The organism is Actinoallomurus iriomotensis (genome assembly GCF_030269445.1).
GTDB classification, from domain to species: domain Bacteria; phylum Actinomycetota; class Actinomycetes; order Streptosporangiales; family Streptosporangiaceae; genus Actinoallomurus; species Actinoallomurus iriomotensis.
In genome coordinates, this window is the sequence record NZ_BSTJ01000006.1 from 573,297 (window position 1) to 593,563 (window position 20,267).

Sequence of the window (20,267 nt, forward strand, 5' to 3'; positions counted from 1 at the left end):
CCGATCCTAGGAGGGCGTGAGATGCCGCCGTGGTGGTTGATCCTGATATGGCTCATCATCGTGCCGATGTCCCTCGTCATGTTGGTAAAGCCGCAGAGGCTGTGGAGCCGACCGGCTCTCGCATGGGCGCGAGATCACCCGGATGACCAGTACACGCGGGGGTGGGACGCCGCCGGGGTGCTGCGCGCCGTCACGGGACTGTTGATCGTCGGTATCAGCACGGTCGTCTGGTTGCAGCGTGCGCACGCCACGGCGCGGCCGCGCCTTCCCGGCACCGACTCCACGGAGAAGGTGACCGCACACCCGGGGCCGCCCCTTTCGTCGCGATCGCTCCTGACATGTATGCCCGCCACGGCAAGGGGCTGCGCGTAGTTTGGCGATCATGGGCCGAGCGTCTCAACTGCCGACTCGACCACATGCAGGTGAACGAGTCCTCCTCGCGGGTTACGGTCATCGTCTACGAGGCCGGCGTCGAATGCGCGAAGAGGCACGACGCCTACGGCGCGTTCGGCCCCTTCACCACGCGATACACCGACGTCGCTCTGCGTTCGCCGCTCAGGGACCGCGACGTCGCGAACGCCGATGGCGCGGTGGTACCGCCGCTCCCGAAGAAGAGAGCGGCACCGTGAGCTGATCGTTCGTGTTCGAGGTAGTCGGTGTACTGGGAGGTGTTCGTCATCGCGGACGGCTCCAAATCCACGTTTTTACCGGTGCCTGCGCGGGTTCTCAGGTCTCCAGCACGATGTGCACGGTGTGATGGCCGGTTGCGGCTGCGGGGATCGCCGGTCGGATCGAGCGGCCGTCGACGGTGCACGAGCGCACCCGGTTGCCGGTGCCGGTCAGGGTGATGTCGAGCGTCGCGTCGCGATAGGGCACGCCGTACAGGCTGACGTCGCCCCAGGCTGAAGGCAGGGTCGGGGAGATGCTCACCTGGTCCGTCGCGCGTCGGCGACGCCGTACAGCACCGCGAAGGCGAGGCCGGCGCCTTCCTGGGACGGATCGAGTTCGCCGGCGCGGGTGTCGCCGCCATGGATGAGATAACCGTAGCTGCCGGGATCCTCACGCCAGAGGTGACGGTTGATCGCCTGCCGCAGCGCCTGCGCGTCGTTCCGGTACCCACGGGCCTCGCCGGACCGGCCCACCTGGTCGGCCTGGGGTCGCGTAGACGGTGTTGATGCCGATCAGCCCCGTCAGCGCCGCATCGTAGAGCCTGCCCAGCGAGTTCTGCCGACCGGCGTCGCGGAAGGACAGCGCGGGCATGCTGAACTCCACCCTGCGTTCCCGGCCGGTGGGGGGTGATTCGGCCGCGGCGGCGTGACTCTGGGGGCGCAGTACGGTGGCCGCTGCGATCGTTCCGTTCGCGGACAGGAACGCGCGTCGGGAGGTTCCTTGACTCTGATCGGAGTGCGACATGCGCGGATGTTATGACAACGTTGTCAGCCCCGAATAGCCCTTAAATCGGGATCATTTTGCCAATTCCGGAAGCTTCCGGAGCAAAGCACTCACGGGAGATGGCCCCCAGCGCCTGCTCAGCACGTGAGCGACCGCTGGATCGGGTGGCGCCGGAGCAGGGCGCGGGCCTGTGCACGGGACAGGTTGAGGCCGGTCCATGAGTCGCCGTGCTGGAGGGCGTCGGCGAGGTGGTGCAAGGCGCAGGAGCGCTGTGGCTCGGGCAGGCGGTCGAGGGCGGGGGCCGCGTCGGCGGACAGGCCGGACAGGTAGGCGAGGTCGGCTTTGCCGGTGTGTCGGAAATGGTGTACGTCACGGGCGGCGATGAAACCGTCCGGGTTGAGCAGGCCCAAAGCCAGCAGGCCGATCGCTCCGCTCGTGGCGATCGCGCGGGGCAGCCAGGTCGCCCTGAGGTTGATGCCGGCGATGGCGATGAGCACGATGACCAGACCCATCCAGAGCTCGAAGGCATGCACCCACAGTCGCAGCCTGGTCCAGCCGTACGCCTCCTCGTAGAGGTACAGCCGGCGCAGTGCCACCGCGACGATCACCAGGGTCAGCGTGCACAGCAGGCCGAGGAGTGTGCGGACGGTGGTGCGGTCCGTCCGGTTCTTCATCGGGGCGTATCTGACGGCGACGGCCACGACCATCAGGACCAGGCCGGTGACGATCAGAAGCTGCCAGAAGCCCTGCCTGGCGTACTCCGCGTACGACAGGCCGGTGGACCGCAGCAGGCGGTCCTTGTCGGAGGTCAGCAGCACGTCGGCCTGGACCGCGACGAAGCCGAGAAACAGCAGGTCGAGCGCTGCGATCGGGACGACCCAGGGAGCACGGCCGACGTGGGAGGCCGCGGGCAGCCGGTTGAACCGTGGCGGGGCGACGGCGAGGAATGCTCCGGTCAGGACGGTGGCGGTGATACAGCCGAAGATGAGGACGCGTAGGAGCAGCGGCCCCACCGAAAGATCGGGAATCAGCCCGCTGATGGCCCGGCTGAACGCGACGTCCGCAGTGGCGAACAGCGCGCCGAACACCCCGAGCAGCGTGCCGGCGATGAGGAGGGAGCCGACCATTCGCCGGGTCGGCCGCCTCCCGGCTCCCGCGAGCCCGGCCAGGCCGCGACCCGCCCAGGGCACCGAGTGCGGGGCGGCCAGCAGGAGCGCGAACCCCCCGCCGAGCAGATCGATCCAGGAGCGACCGCCGGTAAGGGCGTACGAGCCGAGCGGGACGGCCAGCGTGATCGCCAGGGCGGTCACCCAGCCGACGTCCACCAGAGCGGGCAGCGCCAGCAGCGCGACCGCGAGCGCGCCGAACGCCAGCGACGTACGGCTACGGCGAGCCACCGGGAACAGCGTGGCCAGCATGGCCACCCCCACGATCAGCACGTTCAGGCCCGGTCGTCCGGGGAAACACATCGCGGCCAGCGTTCCCGCCACCGCCGCCCCGGCCGCCGTCGCCGCAGAGACCGGCCGTGGTGCCTTGGGCCACTCCACCAGCAGCGGCCGGATCGGTGGCCGGACGGCCGGCTCGGACCAGGCCACCCTGGACGGCATGGGCGGAACCGGGCCGGCATGGGCCTGGTCGGGCTGTTTCCACGGGGGCGGCGCGGATGAGGAATGTGGCCCAGGGGGTGGCGGGAGATCGGTCATGACGATCCTCCGGGAGGTTGCGGAAGTACGACGCGGATGAAGCAGCCGGTCGGGGAGTCGGCCACGGCGATCTGTCCGCCGTGCAGGTCCACCGCCCAGCGGGCGATGGCGAGTCCGAGGCCGGTTCCGCCCCCAGGGGAACCGACCTGCGAGGCGGAGCCTCGGGAGAAGCGTTCGAAGACCCGTCCCCGTTCTTCGGCCGGGATACCGGGGCCCTCGTCCCGTACCTGCAGGAGAAGCGCGTCGGCCTGCGGCCTGGCGGTCACCGTGACCGCGCCGCCGGGCGGGCTGTGCCGGGCCGCGTTGTCGAGCAGGTTGGCGACGACCTGGTGCAGACGGTCGCGGTCCGCGCGGACGGTGAGACCGGCGTCGGCCCGTACCGTGAAGACCGGATCGGGATGGGCGGCCTTGGCGTCCGCGACGGCGGCCTCGAGGAACGGGCCGATCTCGAAGCACGCCAGGTCCAGAGAGACCGCGCCGGCCTCGACACGGGACAGGTCCAGTAGCTGGGTGACCAGGCGGCCGAGGCGTTCGGTCTGCGCCAGGGCTCCTTCGATCACCTCCGAGGTGGCGGGGGTGATGCCGTCCGCGACGTTCTCCAGGACCGCACGCAGGGCGGTGATGGGAGTGCGAAGCTCATGGGACACGTTCGCGACGAATTCCCGGCGGTGTTGTTCCACCTCGGCGAGGTCGGCGGCCATCCGGTTGAAGGCCCGGCCCAGCTCGCCGACCTCGTCCCGAGAGGTCGCCCGCACCCGGCGGCGGTAGTCGCCACGCGCCATCGCCCGGGCCGCGGCCGTCATCTCGCGCAACGGCGAGGTCATACCGTGCGCCAGGATCTGGGTCACCAGGACGGAGATCAGCAGCGCGACGGGCAGCGTGATCCGGCCCCGGAACCCCAGGCCGTACCCCCACACCATCATCAGCCCACCGACGCAGGCGTTGCAGACGGCCAGGAGACCGAGCTTGATCTTGATGGACCGCATCGGGTCCAGGGGCCGGGGCAACGCCGTCCACAACCGCCGGAGGAGATTCATGGTGTGGTCTCCAAGGCGTAGCCGACGCTGTGGACGGTACGGATGAGGTCCGCGCCGAGCTTTCGGCGCAGCGCCTTGATGTGGCTGTCGACCACCCGGGTTCCGGAGCCGTCGGCCCAGTCCCACACCTGTTCGAGCAGGACCGCCCGGGTCAGCACGGTCCCCGGTGTACGGGCCAGGATGTCGAGCAGTGCGTACTCGGTGGGCGTGAGGTGCACGGGGACCCCGTCCACCGCGACCTTGCGGGCGGCCCGGTCGATCTCCAGCGGACCGAGCCGTACGACGTCCCGGACGGGGGCCGCTGCCGCCAGCGCGGCGGCGTGTTCCACCCGGCGCAGCAGCGTCCGGACCCGAGCCGTCAACTCGCGCATGCTGAAGGGCTTGGTCAGATAGTCGTCGGCTCCCACCGCCAGCCCGACGAGCAGATCGGTCTCATCGTCCCGCGCGGTCAGCATCAGGACCGGGACCGGCCGTTCGGCCTGGATGCGACGGCAGACCTCCAGCCCGTCCAGGCCGGGCAGCATGAGGTCGAGGAGCACCAGATCGGGGCCGTACGCCCGAAACTCTTCGACCGCGGCCGGGCCGTCGGCCACCACCCGCACCTCGAAGCCTTCGGCACCCAGGCGGGCGGCGACCGCCTGGGCGATCGTGGGCTCGTCCTCGACCACAAGGATCCGTTGCATGACCGCGAGACTAGAAGCCCGTCGCGGAGACCACGCGGACGATCTGTGGGGATTCTGTGAAGATTGCGTCCGTCGCCGCTGCGCAGATGCCGGCCCAGGAGATCACCAGGTCACCGCCGAGGCCGGAGAGGATCTGCAGCTTCCCGGTCCTAGCGGATGATCATGTCAATTCCGGCGTCGGCTCACGTGAGGTCCGCGCTCGGGTCGAGGCCGGTCAGGTCGACGGTGGCGGTCCACAGGCGCGCCGCGAGTGCGGCGTCGGCCAGGTGACCTTGGACGGGTTCGAGAACGGGCAGGCCGCGGATCCCGAACATCCGGGGTCCCCAAAGCTGGCCACCGCGCACAGACGGGTCGAGGGCGGCCCGGACGGCGGGCCAGGCGGCAGCCTCCTTGCCCTGCAGGAGGAGGCCGGCGGGCAGGGCGCGCAGCCGTTCGCCGGTGGTTCGGACGTGGACCGGCGGGCGTGACGGGGTGAGGGAGTCGAGTGCGCCGCCGGGGTGGGTGACCACACTCAGCGTCGTGCTGCCGGCCGCGCGCAGGCGGCGATCGAGTTCGAAGCCGAACAGCATCTGCGCGAGTTTGGACCGTGCGTAGGTGCGCTTCGGCCGGTAATCGTGGGTGCTCTGCAGATCGTCGAGGTCCAGGCTCTCGGACTTCGCCGTGAAACTGCCGGTGGTGACGATGCGGCTCGCGGGTGTCGCCGTCAGCAGGGGCGCGAGCCGCGCGATCAGCGCGAAGTGGCCCAGATGGTTGGTGGCGAACATCAGTTCGTTGCCGTCCCTGGACTCGCGACGTGGCGGCTGGTCGAGCAGCACGCCGGCGTTGCAGACGACCGCGTCCAGCCGTTCCAGCCGCAGGGCGTCCGCGGAGGCTTTGAGCGAGGAGAGATCGGCGAGGTCCAGACGGACGTGACGAACGTGTGCGCCGAGGACGCGGGACTGAATCGACACCTGTGCGGCCTCGGCCTTGGCGGGGTCCCGGCTGGCGAGGATGACGGTGGCGCCGGTGGCGGCGAGCTGCTCGGCGACGAAGTATCCGATGCCCGCGTTGCCGCCGGTGACGAGGAAGTTCTTGCCCTCGGCGCGCGGCAGGCGCCGTACGTCCCAGGGGGCTGGACTGCGGAGGGAGGACATCGTCCGGCTCCTTGGGTTGATGGCCGATGAAACCTGAACTGAGTCCAAAACTATAATCGCTATGGATTCAGATGCGTTCTAGGGTACAGCTACGATGGAGAGATGCCGACGACCGGGCGCCGTGAGCGCAAGAAGGCACAGACCCGCCGGGCGTTGTCGGAGGCCGCGTTGCGGCTGTTCAGCGAGCACGGGTATGACGGGGTCACCGTCGCTCAGATCGCCGACGAGGCGGACGTGTCCATCGCCACCCTCTTCGCGCACGTGCCGGACGGCAAAGAAGCGCTGATCTTCGACGACGGCGCCGAACGACGCGTCTGGCTGGTCGCCGCGGTCCGCGATCGGCCCTCTGGCCAGTCAGTACTGGAAGCCCTGCGCCGCTGCATGGCAGCCCGGGGACCCTTCACCGACGATTTGTCGCCCGAACTGCGGCACAAGCGCGACCTGATCGTCCGTACACCCGCCCTGCGGGAGTACTCACGCAAGCTCTGGATAGCCGGCGAAGGAGCCCTGGCCGAGGCGATCGCCTCCGAGAGCGGCCGGGACCCCTCCGACATGACCGTCCGCGCGCTCGCCCGCTACGTCCTGGAGATCCCCGAACTCGCGGGCGCGGAACCCGACCCCCTGGCCGCGCTGAACGCCATCTTCGACCTCCTCGAAGCCGGCTGGGGCGGTGGATAGTGTCGACATCGGCGAGTCCGCACCGACGTCCCAGTCGAGCGACGGAGCGGCCGTCGTACGAGACGAGAGCTGACAGCCATGAAGTACGTGATCCTCATCCACTCCAATCCGCAGCCGTGGGGGCACCCCACCAGCGACTACCTCGCCGCTCACCAGGGACTGCCCGACGACGTGCGCAAGCGGCTGAACGCCGAGTTCGAGCAGGTGATGTCCGAACTGCAGGCCAACGGCGAACTGATCGGCGGCGAGGCGCTCGGCGACCCCGCGGCCGCACGGCTGTACCGGTGGCAGGACGGCTCCCCGCTGGCGAGCGACGGCCCGTACTCGGAGGCCAAGGAGCACCTGGCCGGGTTCTTCCTCGTCGATGTCGAGAGCCGGGCTCGCGCGGAAGAGGTCGCCGCGAGGTTCGCCGGCCCCGGAGAGACGGTGGAACTGCGGCCGGCGATGTGGCCGGGCGGCGACGACCAGTAGCGATCTCAGGCAGATCGTATGGTGCAGCGGACACTCGCGGACGTGTGGCGTCGGGAGGCGCCACACGTCCTCGGCGCGCTCCTGCGGAGGTACGGCGACCTCGGCGACTGTGAGGACGCGGCCCAGGAAGCCGCGGAGGCCGCTGCTTCTCAGTGGCCCGTCGACGGGGTTCCGGACAATCCGAGGGCGTGGCTGATCCGGGTCGCGTCGCGGCGCCTGATCGACCGGACGCGGGCCGAGTCGGCCCGCGCCCGCCGCGAGGCGCTGGACCTGGCACGACGGCCGGATGACGCCGACGTGGCGCCTGGAGCGGACGAGGTCCCCGGCACCGAGGTCGACGACACGACCCGCCTGCTCTTCCTGTGCTGTCATCCCGCGCTGAGCAGGCCGTCGCAGGTGGCGCTCAGCCTGCGGGCGGTGGCCGGGTTGAGCGTGGCGCAGATCGCGGCCGCGTATCTGGTGCCGGTCCGCACGATGACCCAGCGCCTCAGCCGCGCCCGTGCGACGCTGCGTGACGCGGGCGCACGGTTCGCGATGCCGTCGGATGAGGAACTGCCGGCCCGGGTCGCGGCCGTGCTCGACGTCTGCCATCTGGTGTTCACGGAGGGCTACACGCGCACCTCCGGCGAGACACTGGTCGACGTCGAGCTCGCCGAGGAGGCGATCCGGCTCACCCGTCAGGTGCACGTCGCACTGCCCGACCACGACGAGGCGACCGGCGCGTTGGCGCTGATGCTGCTGACGCACGCGCGGCTGCCGGCGCGGACCGACTCTGCCGGTGATCTGGTGCCGCTGGCCGAGCAGGACCGCTCCCGCTGGCGGCGCGGTCTGATCGCCGAGGGCGTCGCGCTGTTGGAGGAGACACTGCCGCGGGGGCACGTCGGCCGTTACCAGCTCCAGGCGGCGATCGCCGCGGTCCACGCGGAGGCATCGACCTACCAGGCCACCGACTGGATGCAGATCAGCGTCCTCTACGACATGCTGAGCCGAGTCGCTCCCGCCCCGACCGTGACGCTCAACCATGCCGTCGCCGTCGCGATGGCCCACGGCCCGACGGTCGGCCTGGCCCTGCTCGATCCCCTGCTGACCGAGCCCGCGATGCGGCGGCATCACCGGCTGTACGCCGTGCGTGCCCATCTGCTGGAGCTGAACGGCGAAGTGGAGGCCGCGGCGGAGAATTACCGGCGGGCCGCGCAGGTGACGACGAGCCTGCCGGAGCAGCGCTATCTCAACCGGCGACTGCGCCGGCTAGGCCGGTGAGACGCGGAAGATCGGCCAGCCGACCTCGGTGCGCCATGAGTCCGGGTCGGGGTCGTCGCGCGGCCCCACGAGGTACGTCTCGTGTACCGGGCCGTCGACGACGAGGGCGTGGTCGGTGACGTAGGCGCCGAGCCGTCCGTACGTCACGTCGATGTCGTCATGCGGCCCGGGATGCACGGTGACGGCGAGTTCGACGGCCGGCAGGATGACCGGCCGTACACGGCCGACGGCCGGCGGCTCCGTGATCGGACGATAGATCAAGACGTCACCGCGGCCGTCGGTGAACAACTCGCCCGCGTACCTGCCTCCCGGCGGTCCGGTCACCCGCCGTCCGGCCAGCGCGGCGTCGAGTTCGTCCATGGCCGTGTCGTACCACTCCAGCACCCGCGCCCGGTCGACCGTCTCTCCGACGGCGGCCACCGTCATCGGCGGCGCCGACCGCAGTTCGACGTCCAGCCGTCCCGGCTCCGGGCGCAGCAGTCGCCGGAGCGACGTCACGGCCATCCTGGTCCGGTCCAGCTCGGATTCCAGCCGGCTCAGATGCGCGGCGACCAGGGACGCGCGGGCATCCGGGTCCGTCGCGTCCATCACCTCGCGAACCTCGCGCAACGGCATGTCCAGCTCGCGCAGCCGGTGGATGACCTGCGCGGCGGGAATCTGCTCGCTGGTGTAGTAGCGGTATCCGCTGTCCGGATCGACGACGGCCGGTTCGAGCAGGCCCCGCTCGTGATATCGGCGCAGCGTACGGACGCTCAGACGAGTGATCTGCGCGAACTCGCCGATGGTGAGACCGGGTCGCATGACAACACTCTGCACCCTCTCCCCGGGAGAGGGTCAACGCGGCCCGGCCGGACTTGACCCTCTCCCAAGGAGAGACCGCACGGTGGCCTCATGACGGACAACGCCCAGGCCATCGACCTGACCGAGCTTCCACCAACGATCACGGATTACCTCACGGCACACCGCACCCGTGACGCGGACGCGGCCATCACCCACTTCACCGACGACGCGGCGGTGATCGACGACGGGAGGACCTACCGCGGACCCGCCGAAATCCGCGGCTGGCTGAAGCGGTCATCCGGTGAGTACACGTACACCATCGAACTCATCGGCTCCGAGCGGATCGATGACGAGCACTACACCGCCATCAACCATCTCGAAGGCGACTTCCCCGGCGGCGTCGTCGACCTGTACTTCCGGTTCACTCTGCGCGACGGGCGCATCGCCCGCCTGGTCATCGAGGCGTAGCGGCATGTCCCTGCGGCTCGGCACTTTCGGGGCGTGGTTCAACCCGTCCTACGACGATGACACCCGCGTGCGTTTCGTGGCCGAGGCGGAGTCGCTCGGATTCGGTACCGCGTGGCTGGGCCTGGGGCGGAAGGCCGTTCCCGGCCTCACCCTCATCGAGCGCGCTCTCGACGCCACCAGCGAGATCGTCGTAGCGACCGCGATCGTGAACATGTGGACCAACGACGCGGCGTCGATCGCGAGGTCCTATGAGCGCATCGACGCCAAGCATCCCGGACGGTTCCTGCTCGGCGTCGGCATCGGCCATCCGGAATCGATCACGCGATTCCACTCACCGTACGACACGATGGTGTCCTACCTGGACGAACTCGACGCCGCCGTCCCTGCCGACAGGCGAATCCTCGCCGCGCTGGGTGATCGGTCCCTGCGCCTGGCCAGGGACCGCGCAGCGGGCGCCCATCCCTATCTCGTCGTCCCCGGCCACACCCGTCACGCCCGTGACGTCCTGGGCCCCGGCGTCCTGCTCGCGCCCGAGCACAAGGTCGTCGTCAGCGCCGACGCCGGTCACGCGCGCGCCATCGCCCGCGACTTCGTCGCCGACCCGTACCTCGGCCTGCGCAATTACGTGAACAACCTGCTCCGCCACGGCTTCAGCGCCGCCGACATCGCCGACGGCGGTAGCGACGGACTCATCGACGCCCTCGTCATCCATGGCACGCCGGAGACCATCGCCGCCCGCCTCACCGCCCACCTGGAAGCCGGCGCCGACCACGTCGGCGTACAGGTACTGGTGGACCCGGGCCACGACCCGATGCCCGGCTACCGCCAACTGGCGAAGGCTCTCTTCTCAGATCGTGCCGGTACCCCGCGCCGGCGAAATCTGCGGAGCGTTCTCGGTTGATCTCACTCGGCGTCCGCTCATGGCTCGTGAGAGTGAGGGGAGAGCCGCGCCGTCGTTCGCTCGCGGGCATCCTCGGTGTTCGAGGATGCCCGCGAGCGAACACTCGTTCAGCCGGCCCTCGCGGGGTCCCGCCTGTCCCGGCTCTTGGCCGGTGCGACGGACGCGTGTACGGGGGCAGGCGACTGAACCAACATGGGGATGGTCCCCAGGTTGACCACTGTTCCACCGCAGCTGGTCGGGAAGTTGTTCAGCGTGCACCCGACCTCAAGGAGCTGATCGGTGCTCGTGCGCACGGTGACGAACACGTTCGCGTTGCCCTGGATCGCCACCGACGCACAATCCACCGTGACGGCGCCGAACGCTGGGGTGAAGTCGGTGAGCGGGGTGGGCGTAGGCGGAGTGGTGGCCTCGTTGACCGTTTGGCCGAACACCTTCCCATTACGAACGGCCACGACGGCCTTCGTCTGGCCTTGGGCCGCCGCTGTGCCGACGCACTTGGACGGTCCCACCGGCCCCGTCCCCCCGGTGGCGCCGGTCGGGCCGGTCGGGCCGGTAGCTCCGATGACCCCTGTGGCGCCGGTGGGGCCGATCGGGCCTGTCGGACCGGTAAATCCTGTAGCGCCGGTGGGACCGGCAACCCCTGTGGGACCGGCAACTCCTGTGGGACCGGTAACCCCTGTGGGACCTGTTGGGCCCGTGGGTCCGGTAGCCCCGGTTACCCCGTCAACGCCATTGGGACCAGTTGGACCCGTGGGACCGACAGCGCCAACGCCTGTGGCTCCGGTGGGACCTGTCGAGCCTGTCGGGCCTGTGGGTCCAGTAGCGCCGGTGGACCCCGTTGGGCCTGTCGGCCCGGTGGGTCCAGCGCCCGTGGGACCGGTTTGCCCTGTCGGGCCGGTAGGACCGGTAACGCCGCTGGGCCCTGTCGGCCCTGTCGGCCCGGTAGGTCCCGTAGCGCCGGTGGGGCCAGTAGCGCCAGTTGGCCCGGTGGCGCCCTCATCGCCCTGTGAGCCCTGCGGCCCTCGCAAGCCTTCTACGGCTACTGAGGGAAGATTGTCATCTCCATCTTCTGCGTCACCGTCGTCATCGTCATCGATGGCATCGAAGCAGTGAAGACTCCCAAAGAGCCCACGGTGGCAGTAGGTGGGTAGTGAGCTCAACGTGTACCCGGCGGGCGAGTTCGCAGACATCTTGTGCTCTGCATGCGTCGACACCAGGGAGGACGTCACTACTGCGAGTCCGCCGACCGCCGTGGTCGCCGCGAAAGCCAGCGAAAGTACCTTGGCGAGCGCGTTCGCGGGCCGTTGTTTCTTATATCGTGCCAATTTGCGCACCTGCATATGAGTCGAAATCGGGATTTCCTGCCTTGCCGCACGACCGCGGCGCAATGCGTATACCCGTCCATCGACACGTGAACTACATAATCTAGTTCACAATCAATTAATGCGCGGTGTTGGTGGCGGTGTGGGTTCGCCCCTCTGGGGTGGATTGTCGGATCAGTGATAGCCGTCGTGTCGAGCAGCGGTAAGAGGTCACTTGGTCCAGGACGCGAGTTGCTTGTGCGATCGCACTTTCCACAGTGCGCCCTCGTCCCCGTCCGCGGTGACCAGTGTGGCGCCGTCGCGGCTGAAGGCCAGCGTCTTCGGCGTGTCGATGCGCCGCAGCGTCGTGGCCTTCTTCCCGCCGGGGAGCTTCCAGATATCGACGGTGTCCTCGTCGGTGCTCGGGTCGTAGGACGGAACGGCGAGACTTTTGCCGTCCGGGCTGAAGGCCATACCGGACGGCATGTGTGAGGCGTCCAACTCGGCGGTCATCCGATGAGAGGCGATGTTCCACAACTGCAGGCTGTCGTCTTCTGAGTCGGGGAACGCGAGAGTCTTGCCGTCGGGGCTGAACGCCACTTCGTCAGCCGTTTCGGCGGGCCATGAGGCGCGCCGCTTGTGCTTCTTGACGTCCCAGACGAGCATGCCGCCCATATTGCCGTCGTAGTAGCCGCAGGCGACGTCTTGCCCGCTCGAACTCACCGCCATGGAGATACAGACGGTGGTGTCGCCGCCGAGCGGGATGGCACTGGAGGCGTACTTCCCCGTACCGACGGTCCAGACGCCGATGCGGCCACCCGAGCCCAGCGCGGTGAGGGTCCGGCCGTCCGGACTGAACCCCAACGCGCCGATCGCATCGTTGAGCTGGGAGAACTTGCGCTTCTTGTGAGTGCTGACGGTCCAGAGGTCCACGCCCTCGTCACTGCTCGCGGCGACGGTCCGGCCGTCCGGGCTGAAGGTCAGCGCGGTGACCCCCTCGCCGGACCGAGGCGTCTTCCAGGAGCGCCTCAGCTTGTGGGTGGCGGTGTCGTACAGCCGCACGACCCCGGAGTCCCCGCTGAACGCGACGAGGTCCCCGTCCGGGCTGAGCGCCGTCACGGCGAAATCCTCGTCGGGCGGCACGTCGTCCGGCGGCTGGCTCGGTGTGGGTTGCGGGAAGTCGGATGGCAGACCGTCCAGTGGGTCGGACGGCACCGCGGAGGGAACGGCCGCGGGCGAGCCGGTCGAGCCGGCGTGGGTGCCGAGATACAGCACGGTGACGCCCAGGATCACGAGCACCGCGATGCCCGCGACTCGTCCGGGCTTGACGGTCGGCGGCGATGGACGGCCGGTACGGGCCGGAGCGGTCCGGGGACCCGGGCTCGGCGGATGGAGCGGCCGTGCGGCTCTCCGTACGGGGTCGGCCGCGCTCGGGCGGGCCGGGACGCTGCTCTTCGGCGGCGACGGCGCAGCCGGCTTCTCGGTGGCGGCGGGCACGATGGCCGGTCTTTCGGCGGCGGCCATGTCCGTCGCGCCGCCGGGTTCCCCGCGCAGGATCTCCGCGAGCTGTTCGGCGGCCTGTTCCGCGCTCGGGCGCCGTTCCGGGTCCCGGCGCAGCAGTGCCGTGATCAGTGGTGCGAGGGGGCCCGCGCGTACGGGCGCCGGCGGGTCCTGGGTGAGCAGGGTGAGCAGGACGGTGGCGTAGTCCGGGCCTTCGTACGGTGGTCTGCCCTCGGTCGCGTTGAAGAGCGTGGCGCCGAGGGCCCACAGGTCGGCGGTGGGGCTGGCGGCGGCGTTCTCGGCCTGCTCGGGGGCCATGAACGCCGGGGTGCCGGTGACGTCTCCGGCCTCTTCGGCGCGCTCACCGACCCGTTGGGCGACGCCGAAGTCGGTGATGACGATCCGTCGTTCGCTGATCAGGATGTTGGCGGGCTTGAGGTCACGGTGGACGACACCGGCGGCGTGCGCCTCCCGCAGCGCCTCCAGCGTCGCCGCCCCGATCTCGGCGACGCGCCGGTACGGCAGCCGTACCTCCTCCTTGAGGATGTCGGCGAGTGGACGACCATGGAGGAGTTCCATGACGATGATCGGGACGCCGTCGTCGTCGATGACGTCGTGGATCGTGATGATCCCGGGATGGTTCAGCCGGGCGGTGGCACGCGCCTCCTGCAGCGCGAGCGCGCTGAGCTCGGCCCGTTCGTCATCGTCGAGGTCGGGCGACAGGGTGACCTCTTTGATGGCGACCTCACGGCCGAGCATCTCGTCATGACCGCGCCAGACCGTGCCCATGCCGCCCTGGCCGATCACCTCGACCAGGCGGTACCGCCCGTTGACCAGCTGGTGCCCATCGTCCGGCGTAATCCCGTCCACGATTGGTTCCGATGAGAACGGGCCGCCCGTGGTTCCCGTACCGGCGGCCTTCCGCGGCGGCGTTACGGGCGGCCGGCGCCGACGAAGTGTGAGACCCAGTAGGAGTTCGACATGCTGGCGTACTGGACGTCCGTGCCGGTGTGCGGGGCGTGGATGAACCTACCGCCGCCGACGTATATCCCTTCGTGGCCAAGGCTGTCGAAGAAGACCAGGTCACCGGGTTGCAGATTCGACTTGGCGACGTGGCGGATGGCGTTGTACTGGTCGGGGACGACGCGGGGGAGACTGACGCCGGCAGCGCGCCAGGCCATCATCGTCAGCCCGGAACAGTCGTAGCCGTTCGGGCCCGTACCGCCGAAGACATAGGGCTTCCCGAGTTGGGCTTTGGCATAATTCACGGCTTTGCCGGCCTGTCCGGAGGCGGACGCGGTGGCGCCGCCGCTCGAACCGCCACTCGTGCTTCCGCTGGAGCTGTTGGTCTTGGCCAACAGCGCTTTCTGCTTCGCGATCGCCTTCTCGACAACGGCTTTCTTCTTCTTCAACGCGGTCGCGGTCGTGGTGATGCTCTGCAGCGTCGAACGGGCTTCTTCCTGGCCCCGCTGGAGGCGTTGGGCGGATGCCAGGAGCGCGGTCATCGCCTGGTTCTGGTTGCGCGAGAGCTCGGCGAAGGTCGACATGTCCTGCAGTGCCGCGTCAGGGTCCTTGGAGGCGGCGAACGTGGTGCTGTCGAGGGTGCCGTTCTTGTACGCGGCGACGGCCATCTGCGCCACCCGTACGCGCAGGTTCTGATACTGAGGTTTTTCCGTTTTCAGCTGCTTATTGATCACGGCAAGATGCTTCTTGGCCGCGGCCAACTGGGTCTCGGCCTTGTCGTACTGGTTGGCGAGTTCGTCCACCTGGCTGTTGAGCTTGTCCAGTTTCTTCTTCGCGGTGGCCGCTGACGACCCGCCGGTCGCGTTCGCGCCGCTCGCGGGAAGAAGGAGGGCGGCGCTCACCATCAACGCCGTGATACCTCCCAGGCGGCCGGAACGTGTTAGCCGCGAATATGAAGATGGCACGTACGAACTCCTCTCCTGACGCCTACCGGGTTAGCTGTCGGGTTCGGGCGGGAGATGCCCTACCGAGCGCCGGGCGCTGCGGATTCACCCCGTACTACTTGGGTCCCCGGTTCCCTGAGCTGCAGGGATTCGGCCGACGGTCGTGTTTCTGATGGGGAATCTGGGACCGTCGAGTCCTGTGGAGTGTAGGGGGTCAAACGGTGCAAATCTACCGAATCGTGATCAAAGGTACGCTTCGCGCATGGCTGATCGCGGCGCGCAGCACTTCGCGATGAGCCTCAACGTCGGCATCGAGGGTCGTATGGCCGACCGGGCCGGCCGCCACGAGGTACGCGTGGACGAGGAGCTCTGGCGGCGCCGGTGAACTCCCGCCGGCCGGCCTTCAGGCGCGGCATGACGGTGGTACCGGCGGCCGGTGCGAGAGCCGGCCGCCGATACTTGTCACGTCAGACGACGGCTACGTCCGGTACCGGAAGAGGATCCGGCCGCGGGTCAGGTCGTACGGGCTGAGTTCCACGAGCACCCGGTCGTACGGCAGGATCCTGATGTGGTTCCTCCGTATCTTTCCGCTGATGTGGGCGAGCACTTCGTGCCCGTTCTCCAGCTCCACCGTGAAGGTGGCATCGCGTAGACACGTGATGACGGTGCCCTCGACTTCGATTCCTTTTGCCGTTCTGGCCATGTTCTCGCCCTTCTCGGTGACGGTGAGGTAGGAGGCGAGGCGTCAGCGGAGCACCAATTCCAGGTTGCTGTTGACGCGCCGGGCGCCGATGCCCTCGAACAGCGCCATGGCAGCCTCGTTGGATTCATTGACTTCGGCCGATGCCGTCTCGACCCCGGAGTGGTGCAGCGCGCCCAGCACATGGGCCAGCAGCGATCGGGCGATACCGCGGCGGCGCTGGTCGGATCGGACCGCGAGCAGCCCGATCCGTGGCTGCAAGGCCACCCGTCCCGTGACCCGGACCAGTCCCACGTATCGATCGGCCTGGACCGCGACGGCGTACTTCGACGGGTCCAGCGGCAGCGGAGTCCCGTCCGGCCGGACCGGTACTTCGACCGGCATCGACTCCCAGCCGACGGTGGCGTCGACTTCGGCGCGGATCGCGTCGTACACCTCGCGCAGCGGGTCCTCCCGCGCCGCGCCGACGGGCACCGTCGTCACGCCCTCCGGCGAGAGCACCGAGCCGAGCCCCGTGACCCGCGGATCGGTGGGGAGGACGTACTCCCATTCGCGGCGTCGGGTCGTGAAGCCGGCTCGCTGCCAGCAGGACGTCAGGTCGACGTCAGGCTCGTCGACCACCGTGTACAGCGGCCTCGGCAGGTCCGCCAGCATGGCATCGGCGAGCCGGTCGAAGACCGCGTCGTGCCACGCGTCGATACTGAGGAAGATCCGCCCGTCGGGCCGGTGTGAAGTGTCTCCGCGGCCGACCACCCGGTCGTCCTCCACCGCGTGCCATTGTCGCTCCGCGACCCGCGCGATCACGATTTCGTGCATAGGTTGTCGCCTTTCGGGAGTGCCCTGCTATCGAGGCGCTCCCGGCGATCCCTCTGTCGATCACCCGACCGTGACGGCGAAGGGGAGCACCCACTTCGATACAGCGTTCATGGGTCTCACCTCCTCGCGTGACGTCACGGTGCCGCGCACGCTACCAACCGAACGCCATCCGGCCCAACCTGTTTTTTCGGTATCCGGAGCCGGAACATTCGTCCAAGACACCAGGGCGGTTCGCCTGTGATGCTCGCAGTCCCCACCTGACAGCGCGGCAGGAGACGATCCCATGGCAGAGCAGCCTTCCGGCGCCGCGAGCGCCGGTTACCGGTTCGTTCAGCCTGACGATGGTGAGGTGCACGTCGTGGAGAACGGCAGGCCGGGCGCGCCCGCCCTGCTTCTGCTCTCCAACGCGGCGGCCCCGCCGGCCTGCTGGGACCCGGTGGTTCCCCTGCTGGCGGACGCGCACCGTGTCATCCGTGTCGACCTGCTACGTCACGAGAGGGGAGCAAGCCCGCTCGGCGGCTACGACGTCGCCGCTCAGGCACGTCGGGTCGCCGCCGCGCTGGACGGGCACGGCGTGGGCCGGGTGACGGTGGTCGGGCATTCCTCCGGTTGTACGGTCGCCGCGGCCCTGGCCGAGCAACGGCCCGACGCGGTCGCCGCCCTGGCGCTCATCGACATGGGCCCCGGTCTCGACGCCAAGGTCCCTGAACGACTGCTCGTCCGGCTGCTGCTGACCCGGTTTCCCGGGCGGCTGCTGTGGCGCCTGCGTACCGAGGCGACCATCCGGAAGGCAGCCCGCACCGGGTTCACGCGTCCCGTGAACCTCCCCGACGCCTGGATCGAGCATGTGCGGGGGATGACACACCGGGACTTCGTGGGGGCGATGCGTGCCCCCTTGGCCTACCTCGGGCAGCGGAGCCTGCCCGATCGGCTCACCGGATTGGGCCTACCGGTGCTGGTCGTCTTCGGCGCCGAGGACCAGCGGTGGCGTTCCTCGTCGGCCGCCGACTACCGCGTCGTGCCCGGCGCCCGCGTCGAACTGCTGCCGGGCGTGGGACACACCCCGATGATGGAAGACCCCCGAACGACCGGCCGATTGCTGCTGGAATTCGCCGCGGCCGCCGAGCGGCCCGGTTGAGAGCGCTGTCGTCGCCGGACCGGAGCTTGAGGCGACTCGTAAAATCACGGTGTGCGATCCGCCGAGGTGCCTGCGTGGGACATCGCGGTCCCGTCGCGGTCGGGCCGGCCGGCGGGGGTCACCATGGCGGGCTTCAGCGGTCGAGAGGATGACCTCGTCGAGGTCGGGATCGTCCCCCGCCCGGCCGTCATGGTGATGTTCAACCTCGGCGACGTACCACTCGTCGTCGACTACGGCAGTGGTGAGCAGCATCGAGAGCGCGTCGTCGCCGGACTGGCGCCCAGCGGCGCGCGAGGGCGGGGGCCGGCCGGGAGCTTCGAGTGCCTCGAGGTGCGGTTGTCGCCGGTGGCCGCGCACGCGATCCTGGGCGCCTCTTCGGAGCTGGGCGGGGCAGTGATCACCCTTGACGACCTCTGGGGACGCGACGCCGTACGGATCGAAGAGCGACTGCGCGCCGCCGGAACGTGGGCCGACCGGTTCGCGATCGTGGAGACCGCGTTGGCTCGGCGTCACGAGGCGGGCCGTGAGGCCGACCCGGAAGTCGCCTTCTGCTGGGACCAGATGGTGGCCGGCCGGGGGCGGGTACGGATCGAGAGGCTGGCGACCGAGGTCGGGTGGAGCCGCAAGCGTCTGTGGTCCCGGTTCCGGTCCCAGATCGGCCTCAGCCCCAAGCGCGCCGCCCAGCTCATCCGCTTCGACGACGCGGTCCACCGCCTCGCCGCGGGTCACACCGCCGCCGCGGTGGCGGTGATGAGCGGCTACGCCGACCAGTCCCACCTGCATCGAGACGTCATGGCCTTCGCCGGGACGACGCCGACGGCCGTCGCGATCGAGCCGTTCCTCGCCGTCGACGACGTCGCGTGGGCCGCCCCGGGCCGCACGTGAGACGACGAGGTCGTCCGGCGCCACCGGCGCGGCCTCAGCGGAGGGCGCGACGGACCTCGGCTCGATGGTCACCTCATCCGCGACGTTCCGGCCGATGATCAGTTCACGGCCCGGGGCCGTCACGCGCACCTGCGCGCCGGTGTGGTCGAGCAGGAAGAGGCAGGAGTCGGTCGCCGGCCTCCTGCGCACCGCCTCGGCCCCGGGCGGAGCCTCGGTCGGCGGGGCCGTGGCCCGCGACTTCGCCCACCTCAAGAACCGCCTGATGCCGTACCTGTACGGCGCGGCCGTGGAGGCCACCCGTACCGGCGTGCCGGTCATGCGGCCGATGGTGCTGGAGTTCCCGGACGATCCGCCTGCGCGATGCTCGACCGGCGGTACATGCTCGGCGGCGACCTGCTGGTGGCCCCGGTCTTCCAGGAGTGCGGCCGGAAGGCGGGGAGACCGGGGCGTGCGTCTCCGTCCAGAACGGACGTACGGCGGCGGAGTTCACCGTCCGGCATGAAGGCGGACCGGGTGCGCATCACCGCCCCGGGAAGTGGCGGCTCCGCACCGATATCTGTGACGTCAGGCCGGTGACATGGCGGGCTCTGATGGCGGCGTGAAATCGGGCCTCGTACATCGGGACTCCGCGGGAGGTGAGCGGGGTGATCCTGGGTTCGATCGCCGTCCCGGCCGTTCCAGTGGGAATGGATCTTGCGGGCTGTAATGGGCCATGGGAGCGGCAAAAGGCGTGAGGTTCGCCCGCGTGGGTTCAACGAATTCTGCTTTCAAATTTCGTAGATCGACGAATGGCGCGATCGTCCGACGACCGAGAGCCGGACCGTACGGCGAGTGGTCGGTGTCGAGCTCCGGACAGGTGCCCCTGGGGTTCGAAGATCCACCGGCCTCTCCACTGAACACTTCCCGCACGATCTGCCCTCCAGACCGCGGCATCGCCGGGGGCGCACAGACGCCGGCCGGCGCTCTCGGAGGCGCTTGCCGCGTTCGCTTGGGCAGGTCAGCGGCGGCTCGGGACATCGCGGGGGTGCTGTGACACATGGGGACGCAGTGGTGCGCGCCGCCGATTTGACCAAGGTCCGGGACGAACGTAATGTTCTCTTCGCCCCAAGGGGAACGGGAAGCCGAAAGGCTCCCGGACCTGGCGGGGAGCCGACATCGAATCAGCGAGTTCGGGGCGCAAGCACCGGAGCGAGCGGATAAGATGTGGATCTCCCCGACGAACGGGATGCAGGACGCCTGCTAGGTGGCCGGCCCGGGTGGGGTCCCTTCGATGAGTGATCATCCTGGTGGATGTTGTCTGTCTGCTGGGTGGTCGTGTCGCGGGGTCCGTCTTCTGCTGGTGGGTTGATCTTTAAGATCTTCGGATCTGGGGGTTGACAAACTAGCTGAGGGTGGTAAGTTAGAAGGGTTGCCCCGGAGAGAGCCCGGAAGGGTTCACGAAGGTGGTGTCCGTTTCTTGAGAACTCAACAGTGTGCTAAAAGCCAGTGCCTTTTGGTCCTCGACCAGGCTGGTT

Annotated in this window: 22 protein-coding genes and 1 riboswitch; of the genes, 10 read left to right on the forward strand and 12 right to left on the reverse strand. The window is 69.3% G+C overall.

All coding sequences use genetic code 11. The annotated features are described in order from the left end of the window. Positions 1-416 precede the first annotated feature (416 nt). Positions 417-629 (forward strand): hypothetical protein, encoded by a 213-nt coding sequence (locus QSK37_RS26525; protein WP_285626093.1) that lies wholly within the window; start codon positions 417-419, stop codon positions 627-629. 97 nt (positions 630-726) lie between these two features. Here QSK37_RS26525 and QSK37_RS26530 read toward each other — a convergent pair whose 3' ends face one another. From QSK37_RS26530 to QSK37_RS26555, 6 genes are all read right to left on the reverse strand, one after another. Then, on the reverse strand, positions 727-930 hold the full coding sequence (locus tag QSK37_RS26530; protein ID WP_285626095.1) for a glycosyl hydrolase family 65 domain-containing protein: 204 nt from the start codon (positions 928-930) through the stop codon (positions 727-729). Then, complete coding sequence (locus QSK37_RS26535) at positions 927-1,142, reverse strand: hypothetical protein (RefSeq protein ID WP_285626097.1); 216 nt, start codon at positions 1,140-1,142, stop codon at positions 927-929. Before QSK37_RS26535 ends, QSK37_RS26530 begins: the two co-directional genes overlap by 4 nt. Positions 1,143-1,529: 387 nt before the next feature. Next, positions 1,530-2,999, reverse strand: a complete 1,470-nt coding sequence (locus tag QSK37_RS26540) for a DUF4153 domain-containing protein (protein WP_285626100.1) — start codon at positions 2,997-2,999, stop codon at positions 1,530-1,532. 92 nt (positions 3,000-3,091) lie between these two features. After that, entirely contained in the window at positions 3,092-4,132 is a 1,041-nt protein-coding gene (locus tag QSK37_RS26545; protein ID WP_285626103.1) for a sensor histidine kinase, read from the reverse strand. After that, positions 4,129-4,815: a response regulator transcription factor gene (locus QSK37_RS26550; protein ID WP_285626105.1), complete on the reverse strand. Its 687-nt coding sequence runs from the start codon at positions 4,813-4,815 to the stop codon at positions 4,129-4,131. The genes QSK37_RS26545 and QSK37_RS26550 overlap by 4 nt, the downstream gene beginning before the upstream one ends. Positions 4,816-4,997: 182 nt before the next feature. Continuing rightward, entirely contained in the window at positions 4,998-5,948 is a 951-nt protein-coding gene (locus QSK37_RS26555) for an SDR family NAD(P)-dependent oxidoreductase (RefSeq protein WP_285626107.1), read from the reverse strand. Between the two features lie 102 nt (positions 5,949-6,050). On the opposite strand from QSK37_RS26555, the gene QSK37_RS26560 reads away from it, so the two are divergent. The 3 genes from QSK37_RS26560 to QSK37_RS26570 all read left to right on the forward strand — a co-directional run bounded on the left by QSK37_RS26560 (position 6,051) and on the right by QSK37_RS26570 (position 8,357). Beyond that, positions 6,051-6,626 (forward strand): TetR/AcrR family transcriptional regulator, encoded by a 576-nt coding sequence (locus QSK37_RS26560; RefSeq protein ID WP_285626109.1) that lies wholly within the window; start codon positions 6,051-6,053, stop codon positions 6,624-6,626. Between the two features lie 78 nt (positions 6,627-6,704). Further along, a complete protein-coding gene (locus QSK37_RS26565; RefSeq protein WP_285626111.1) occupies positions 6,705-7,097 on the forward strand; it encodes a YciI family protein in 393 nt (130 codons plus the stop codon). 18 nt (positions 7,098-7,115) lie between these two features. Further along, a complete protein-coding gene (locus QSK37_RS26570) occupies positions 7,116-8,357 on the forward strand; it encodes an RNA polymerase sigma factor (protein WP_285626116.1) in 1,242 nt (413 codons plus the stop codon). Here QSK37_RS26570 and QSK37_RS26575 read toward each other — a convergent pair. Continuing rightward, positions 8,346-9,158: a MerR family transcriptional regulator gene (locus QSK37_RS26575; RefSeq protein WP_285626119.1), complete on the reverse strand. Its 813-nt coding sequence runs from the start codon at positions 9,156-9,158 to the stop codon at positions 8,346-8,348. The two genes, QSK37_RS26570 and QSK37_RS26575, sit on opposite strands and share 12 nt — an antisense overlap. Before the next feature lie 90 nt (positions 9,159-9,248). On the opposite strand from QSK37_RS26575, the gene QSK37_RS26580 reads away from it, so the two are divergent. After that, positions 9,249-9,605, forward strand: coding sequence for a nuclear transport factor 2 family protein (locus QSK37_RS26580; RefSeq protein WP_285626121.1), 357 nt, complete (start codon positions 9,249-9,251; stop codon positions 9,603-9,605). A gap of 4 nt (positions 9,606-9,609) precedes the next feature. Beyond that, entirely contained in the window at positions 9,610-10,506 is an 897-nt protein-coding gene (locus tag QSK37_RS26585) for an LLM class F420-dependent oxidoreductase (RefSeq protein WP_285626123.1), read from the forward strand. A 107-nt stretch (positions 10,507-10,613) separates the two neighbouring features. On the opposite strand, the gene QSK37_RS26590 is transcribed toward QSK37_RS26585, so the two are convergent. The 3 genes from QSK37_RS26590 to QSK37_RS26600 form a co-directional block, all read right to left on the reverse strand. Continuing rightward, a complete protein-coding gene (locus tag QSK37_RS26590) occupies positions 10,614-11,015 on the reverse strand; it encodes a hypothetical protein (protein WP_285626125.1) in 402 nt (133 codons plus the stop codon). A gap of 1,023 nt (positions 11,016-12,038) precedes the next feature. Next, on the reverse strand, positions 12,039-14,177 hold the full coding sequence (locus QSK37_RS26595) for a WD40 repeat domain-containing serine/threonine protein kinase (protein ID WP_285626128.1): 2,139 nt from the start codon (positions 14,175-14,177) through the stop codon (positions 12,039-12,041). Between the two features lie 62 nt (positions 14,178-14,239). Then, on the reverse strand, positions 14,240-15,172 hold the full coding sequence (locus QSK37_RS26600) for a C40 family peptidase (RefSeq protein WP_285626133.1): 933 nt from the start codon (positions 15,170-15,172) through the stop codon (positions 14,240-14,242). A gap of 68 nt (positions 15,173-15,240) precedes the next feature. Beyond that, positions 15,241-15,380: riboswitch (cyclic di-AMP (ydaO/yuaA leader) on the reverse strand. A gap of 96 nt (positions 15,381-15,476) precedes the next feature. Between QSK37_RS26600 and QSK37_RS26605 the strand changes: the two genes are divergently transcribed. Next, complete coding sequence (locus tag QSK37_RS26605) at positions 15,477-15,599, forward strand: hypothetical protein (protein ID WP_285626136.1); 123 nt, start codon at positions 15,477-15,479, stop codon at positions 15,597-15,599. A gap of 93 nt (positions 15,600-15,692) precedes the next feature. Here QSK37_RS26605 and infA read toward each other — a convergent pair whose 3' ends face one another. Both infA and QSK37_RS26615 read right to left on the reverse strand, forming a co-directional pair. Then, on the reverse strand, positions 15,693-15,917 hold the full coding sequence (gene infA, locus QSK37_RS26610) for a translation initiation factor IF-1 (protein WP_285578925.1): 225 nt from the start codon (positions 15,915-15,917) through the stop codon (positions 15,693-15,695). Between the two features lie 42 nt (positions 15,918-15,959). Continuing rightward, positions 15,960-16,730, reverse strand: coding sequence for a GNAT family N-acetyltransferase (locus tag QSK37_RS26615; RefSeq protein WP_285626138.1), 771 nt, complete (start codon positions 16,728-16,730; stop codon positions 15,960-15,962). 283 nt (positions 16,731-17,013) lie between these two features. On the opposite strand from QSK37_RS26615, the gene QSK37_RS26620 reads away from it, so the two are divergent. The 3 genes from QSK37_RS26620 (at position 17,014) to QSK37_RS26630 (ending at position 19,255) form a co-directional block, all read left to right on the forward strand. Then, positions 17,014-17,868, forward strand: a complete 855-nt coding sequence (locus QSK37_RS26620; protein ID WP_285626141.1) for an alpha/beta fold hydrolase — start codon at positions 17,014-17,016, stop codon at positions 17,866-17,868. A gap of 51 nt (positions 17,869-17,919) precedes the next feature. Then, positions 17,920-18,753, forward strand: coding sequence for an AraC family transcriptional regulator (locus QSK37_RS26625; RefSeq protein WP_285626143.1), 834 nt, complete (start codon positions 17,920-17,922; stop codon positions 18,751-18,753). A 94-nt stretch (positions 18,754-18,847) separates the two neighbouring features. Further along, complete coding sequence (locus tag QSK37_RS26630) at positions 18,848-19,255, forward strand: TIM-barrel domain-containing protein (protein WP_285626148.1); 408 nt, start codon at positions 18,848-18,850, stop codon at positions 19,253-19,255. Positions 19,256-20,267: the final 1,012 nt, after the last annotated feature.

Excerpts from the sequence above, each read along its gene's own strand:
- QSK37_RS26525 (WP_285626093.1), top strand. The coding sequence starts at position 417 with ATGCAGGTGAACGAGTCCTCCTCGCGGGTTACGGTCATCGTCTACGAG.
- QSK37_RS26540 (WP_285626100.1), bottom strand. The coding sequence starts at position 2,999 with ATGCCGTCCAGGGTGGCCTGGTCCGAGCCGGCCGTCCGGCCACCGATC.
- QSK37_RS26545 (WP_285626103.1), bottom strand. The coding sequence starts at position 4,132 with ATGAATCTCCTCCGGCGGTTGTGGACGGCGTTGCCCCGGCCCCTGGAC.
- QSK37_RS26550 (WP_285626105.1), bottom strand. The coding sequence starts at position 4,815 with ATGCAACGGATCCTTGTGGTCGAGGACGAGCCCACGATCGCCCAGGCG.
- QSK37_RS26555 (WP_285626107.1), bottom strand. The coding sequence starts at position 5,948 with ATGTCCTCCCTCCGCAGTCCAGCCCCCTGGGACGTACGGCGCCTGCCG.
- QSK37_RS26560 (WP_285626109.1), top strand. The coding sequence starts at position 6,051 with ATGCCGACGACCGGGCGCCGTGAGCGCAAGAAGGCACAGACCCGCCGG.
- QSK37_RS26565 (WP_285626111.1), top strand. The coding sequence starts at position 6,705 with ATGAAGTACGTGATCCTCATCCACTCCAATCCGCAGCCGTGGGGGCAC.
- QSK37_RS26570 (WP_285626116.1), top strand. The coding sequence starts at position 7,116 with ATGGTGCAGCGGACACTCGCGGACGTGTGGCGTCGGGAGGCGCCACAC.
- QSK37_RS26575 (WP_285626119.1), bottom strand. The coding sequence starts at position 9,158 with ATGCGACCCGGTCTCACCATCGGCGAGTTCGCGCAGATCACTCGTCTG.
- QSK37_RS26580 (WP_285626121.1), top strand. The coding sequence starts at position 9,249 with ATGACGGACAACGCCCAGGCCATCGACCTGACCGAGCTTCCACCAACG.
- QSK37_RS26585 (WP_285626123.1), top strand. The coding sequence starts at position 9,610 with ATGTCCCTGCGGCTCGGCACTTTCGGGGCGTGGTTCAACCCGTCCTAC.
- QSK37_RS26605 (WP_285626136.1), top strand. The coding sequence starts at position 15,477 with ATGGCTGATCGCGGCGCGCAGCACTTCGCGATGAGCCTCAACGTCGGC.
- infA (WP_285578925.1), bottom strand. The coding sequence starts at position 15,917 with ATGGCCAGAACGGCAAAAGGAATCGAAGTCGAGGGCACCGTCATCACG.
- QSK37_RS26615 (WP_285626138.1), bottom strand. The coding sequence starts at position 16,730 with ATGCACGAAATCGTGATCGCGCGGGTCGCGGAGCGACAATGGCACGCG.
- QSK37_RS26620 (WP_285626141.1), top strand. The coding sequence starts at position 17,014 with ATGGCAGAGCAGCCTTCCGGCGCCGCGAGCGCCGGTTACCGGTTCGTT.
- QSK37_RS26630 (WP_285626148.1), top strand. The coding sequence starts at position 18,848 with ATGATCAGTTCACGGCCCGGGGCCGTCACGCGCACCTGCGCGCCGGTG.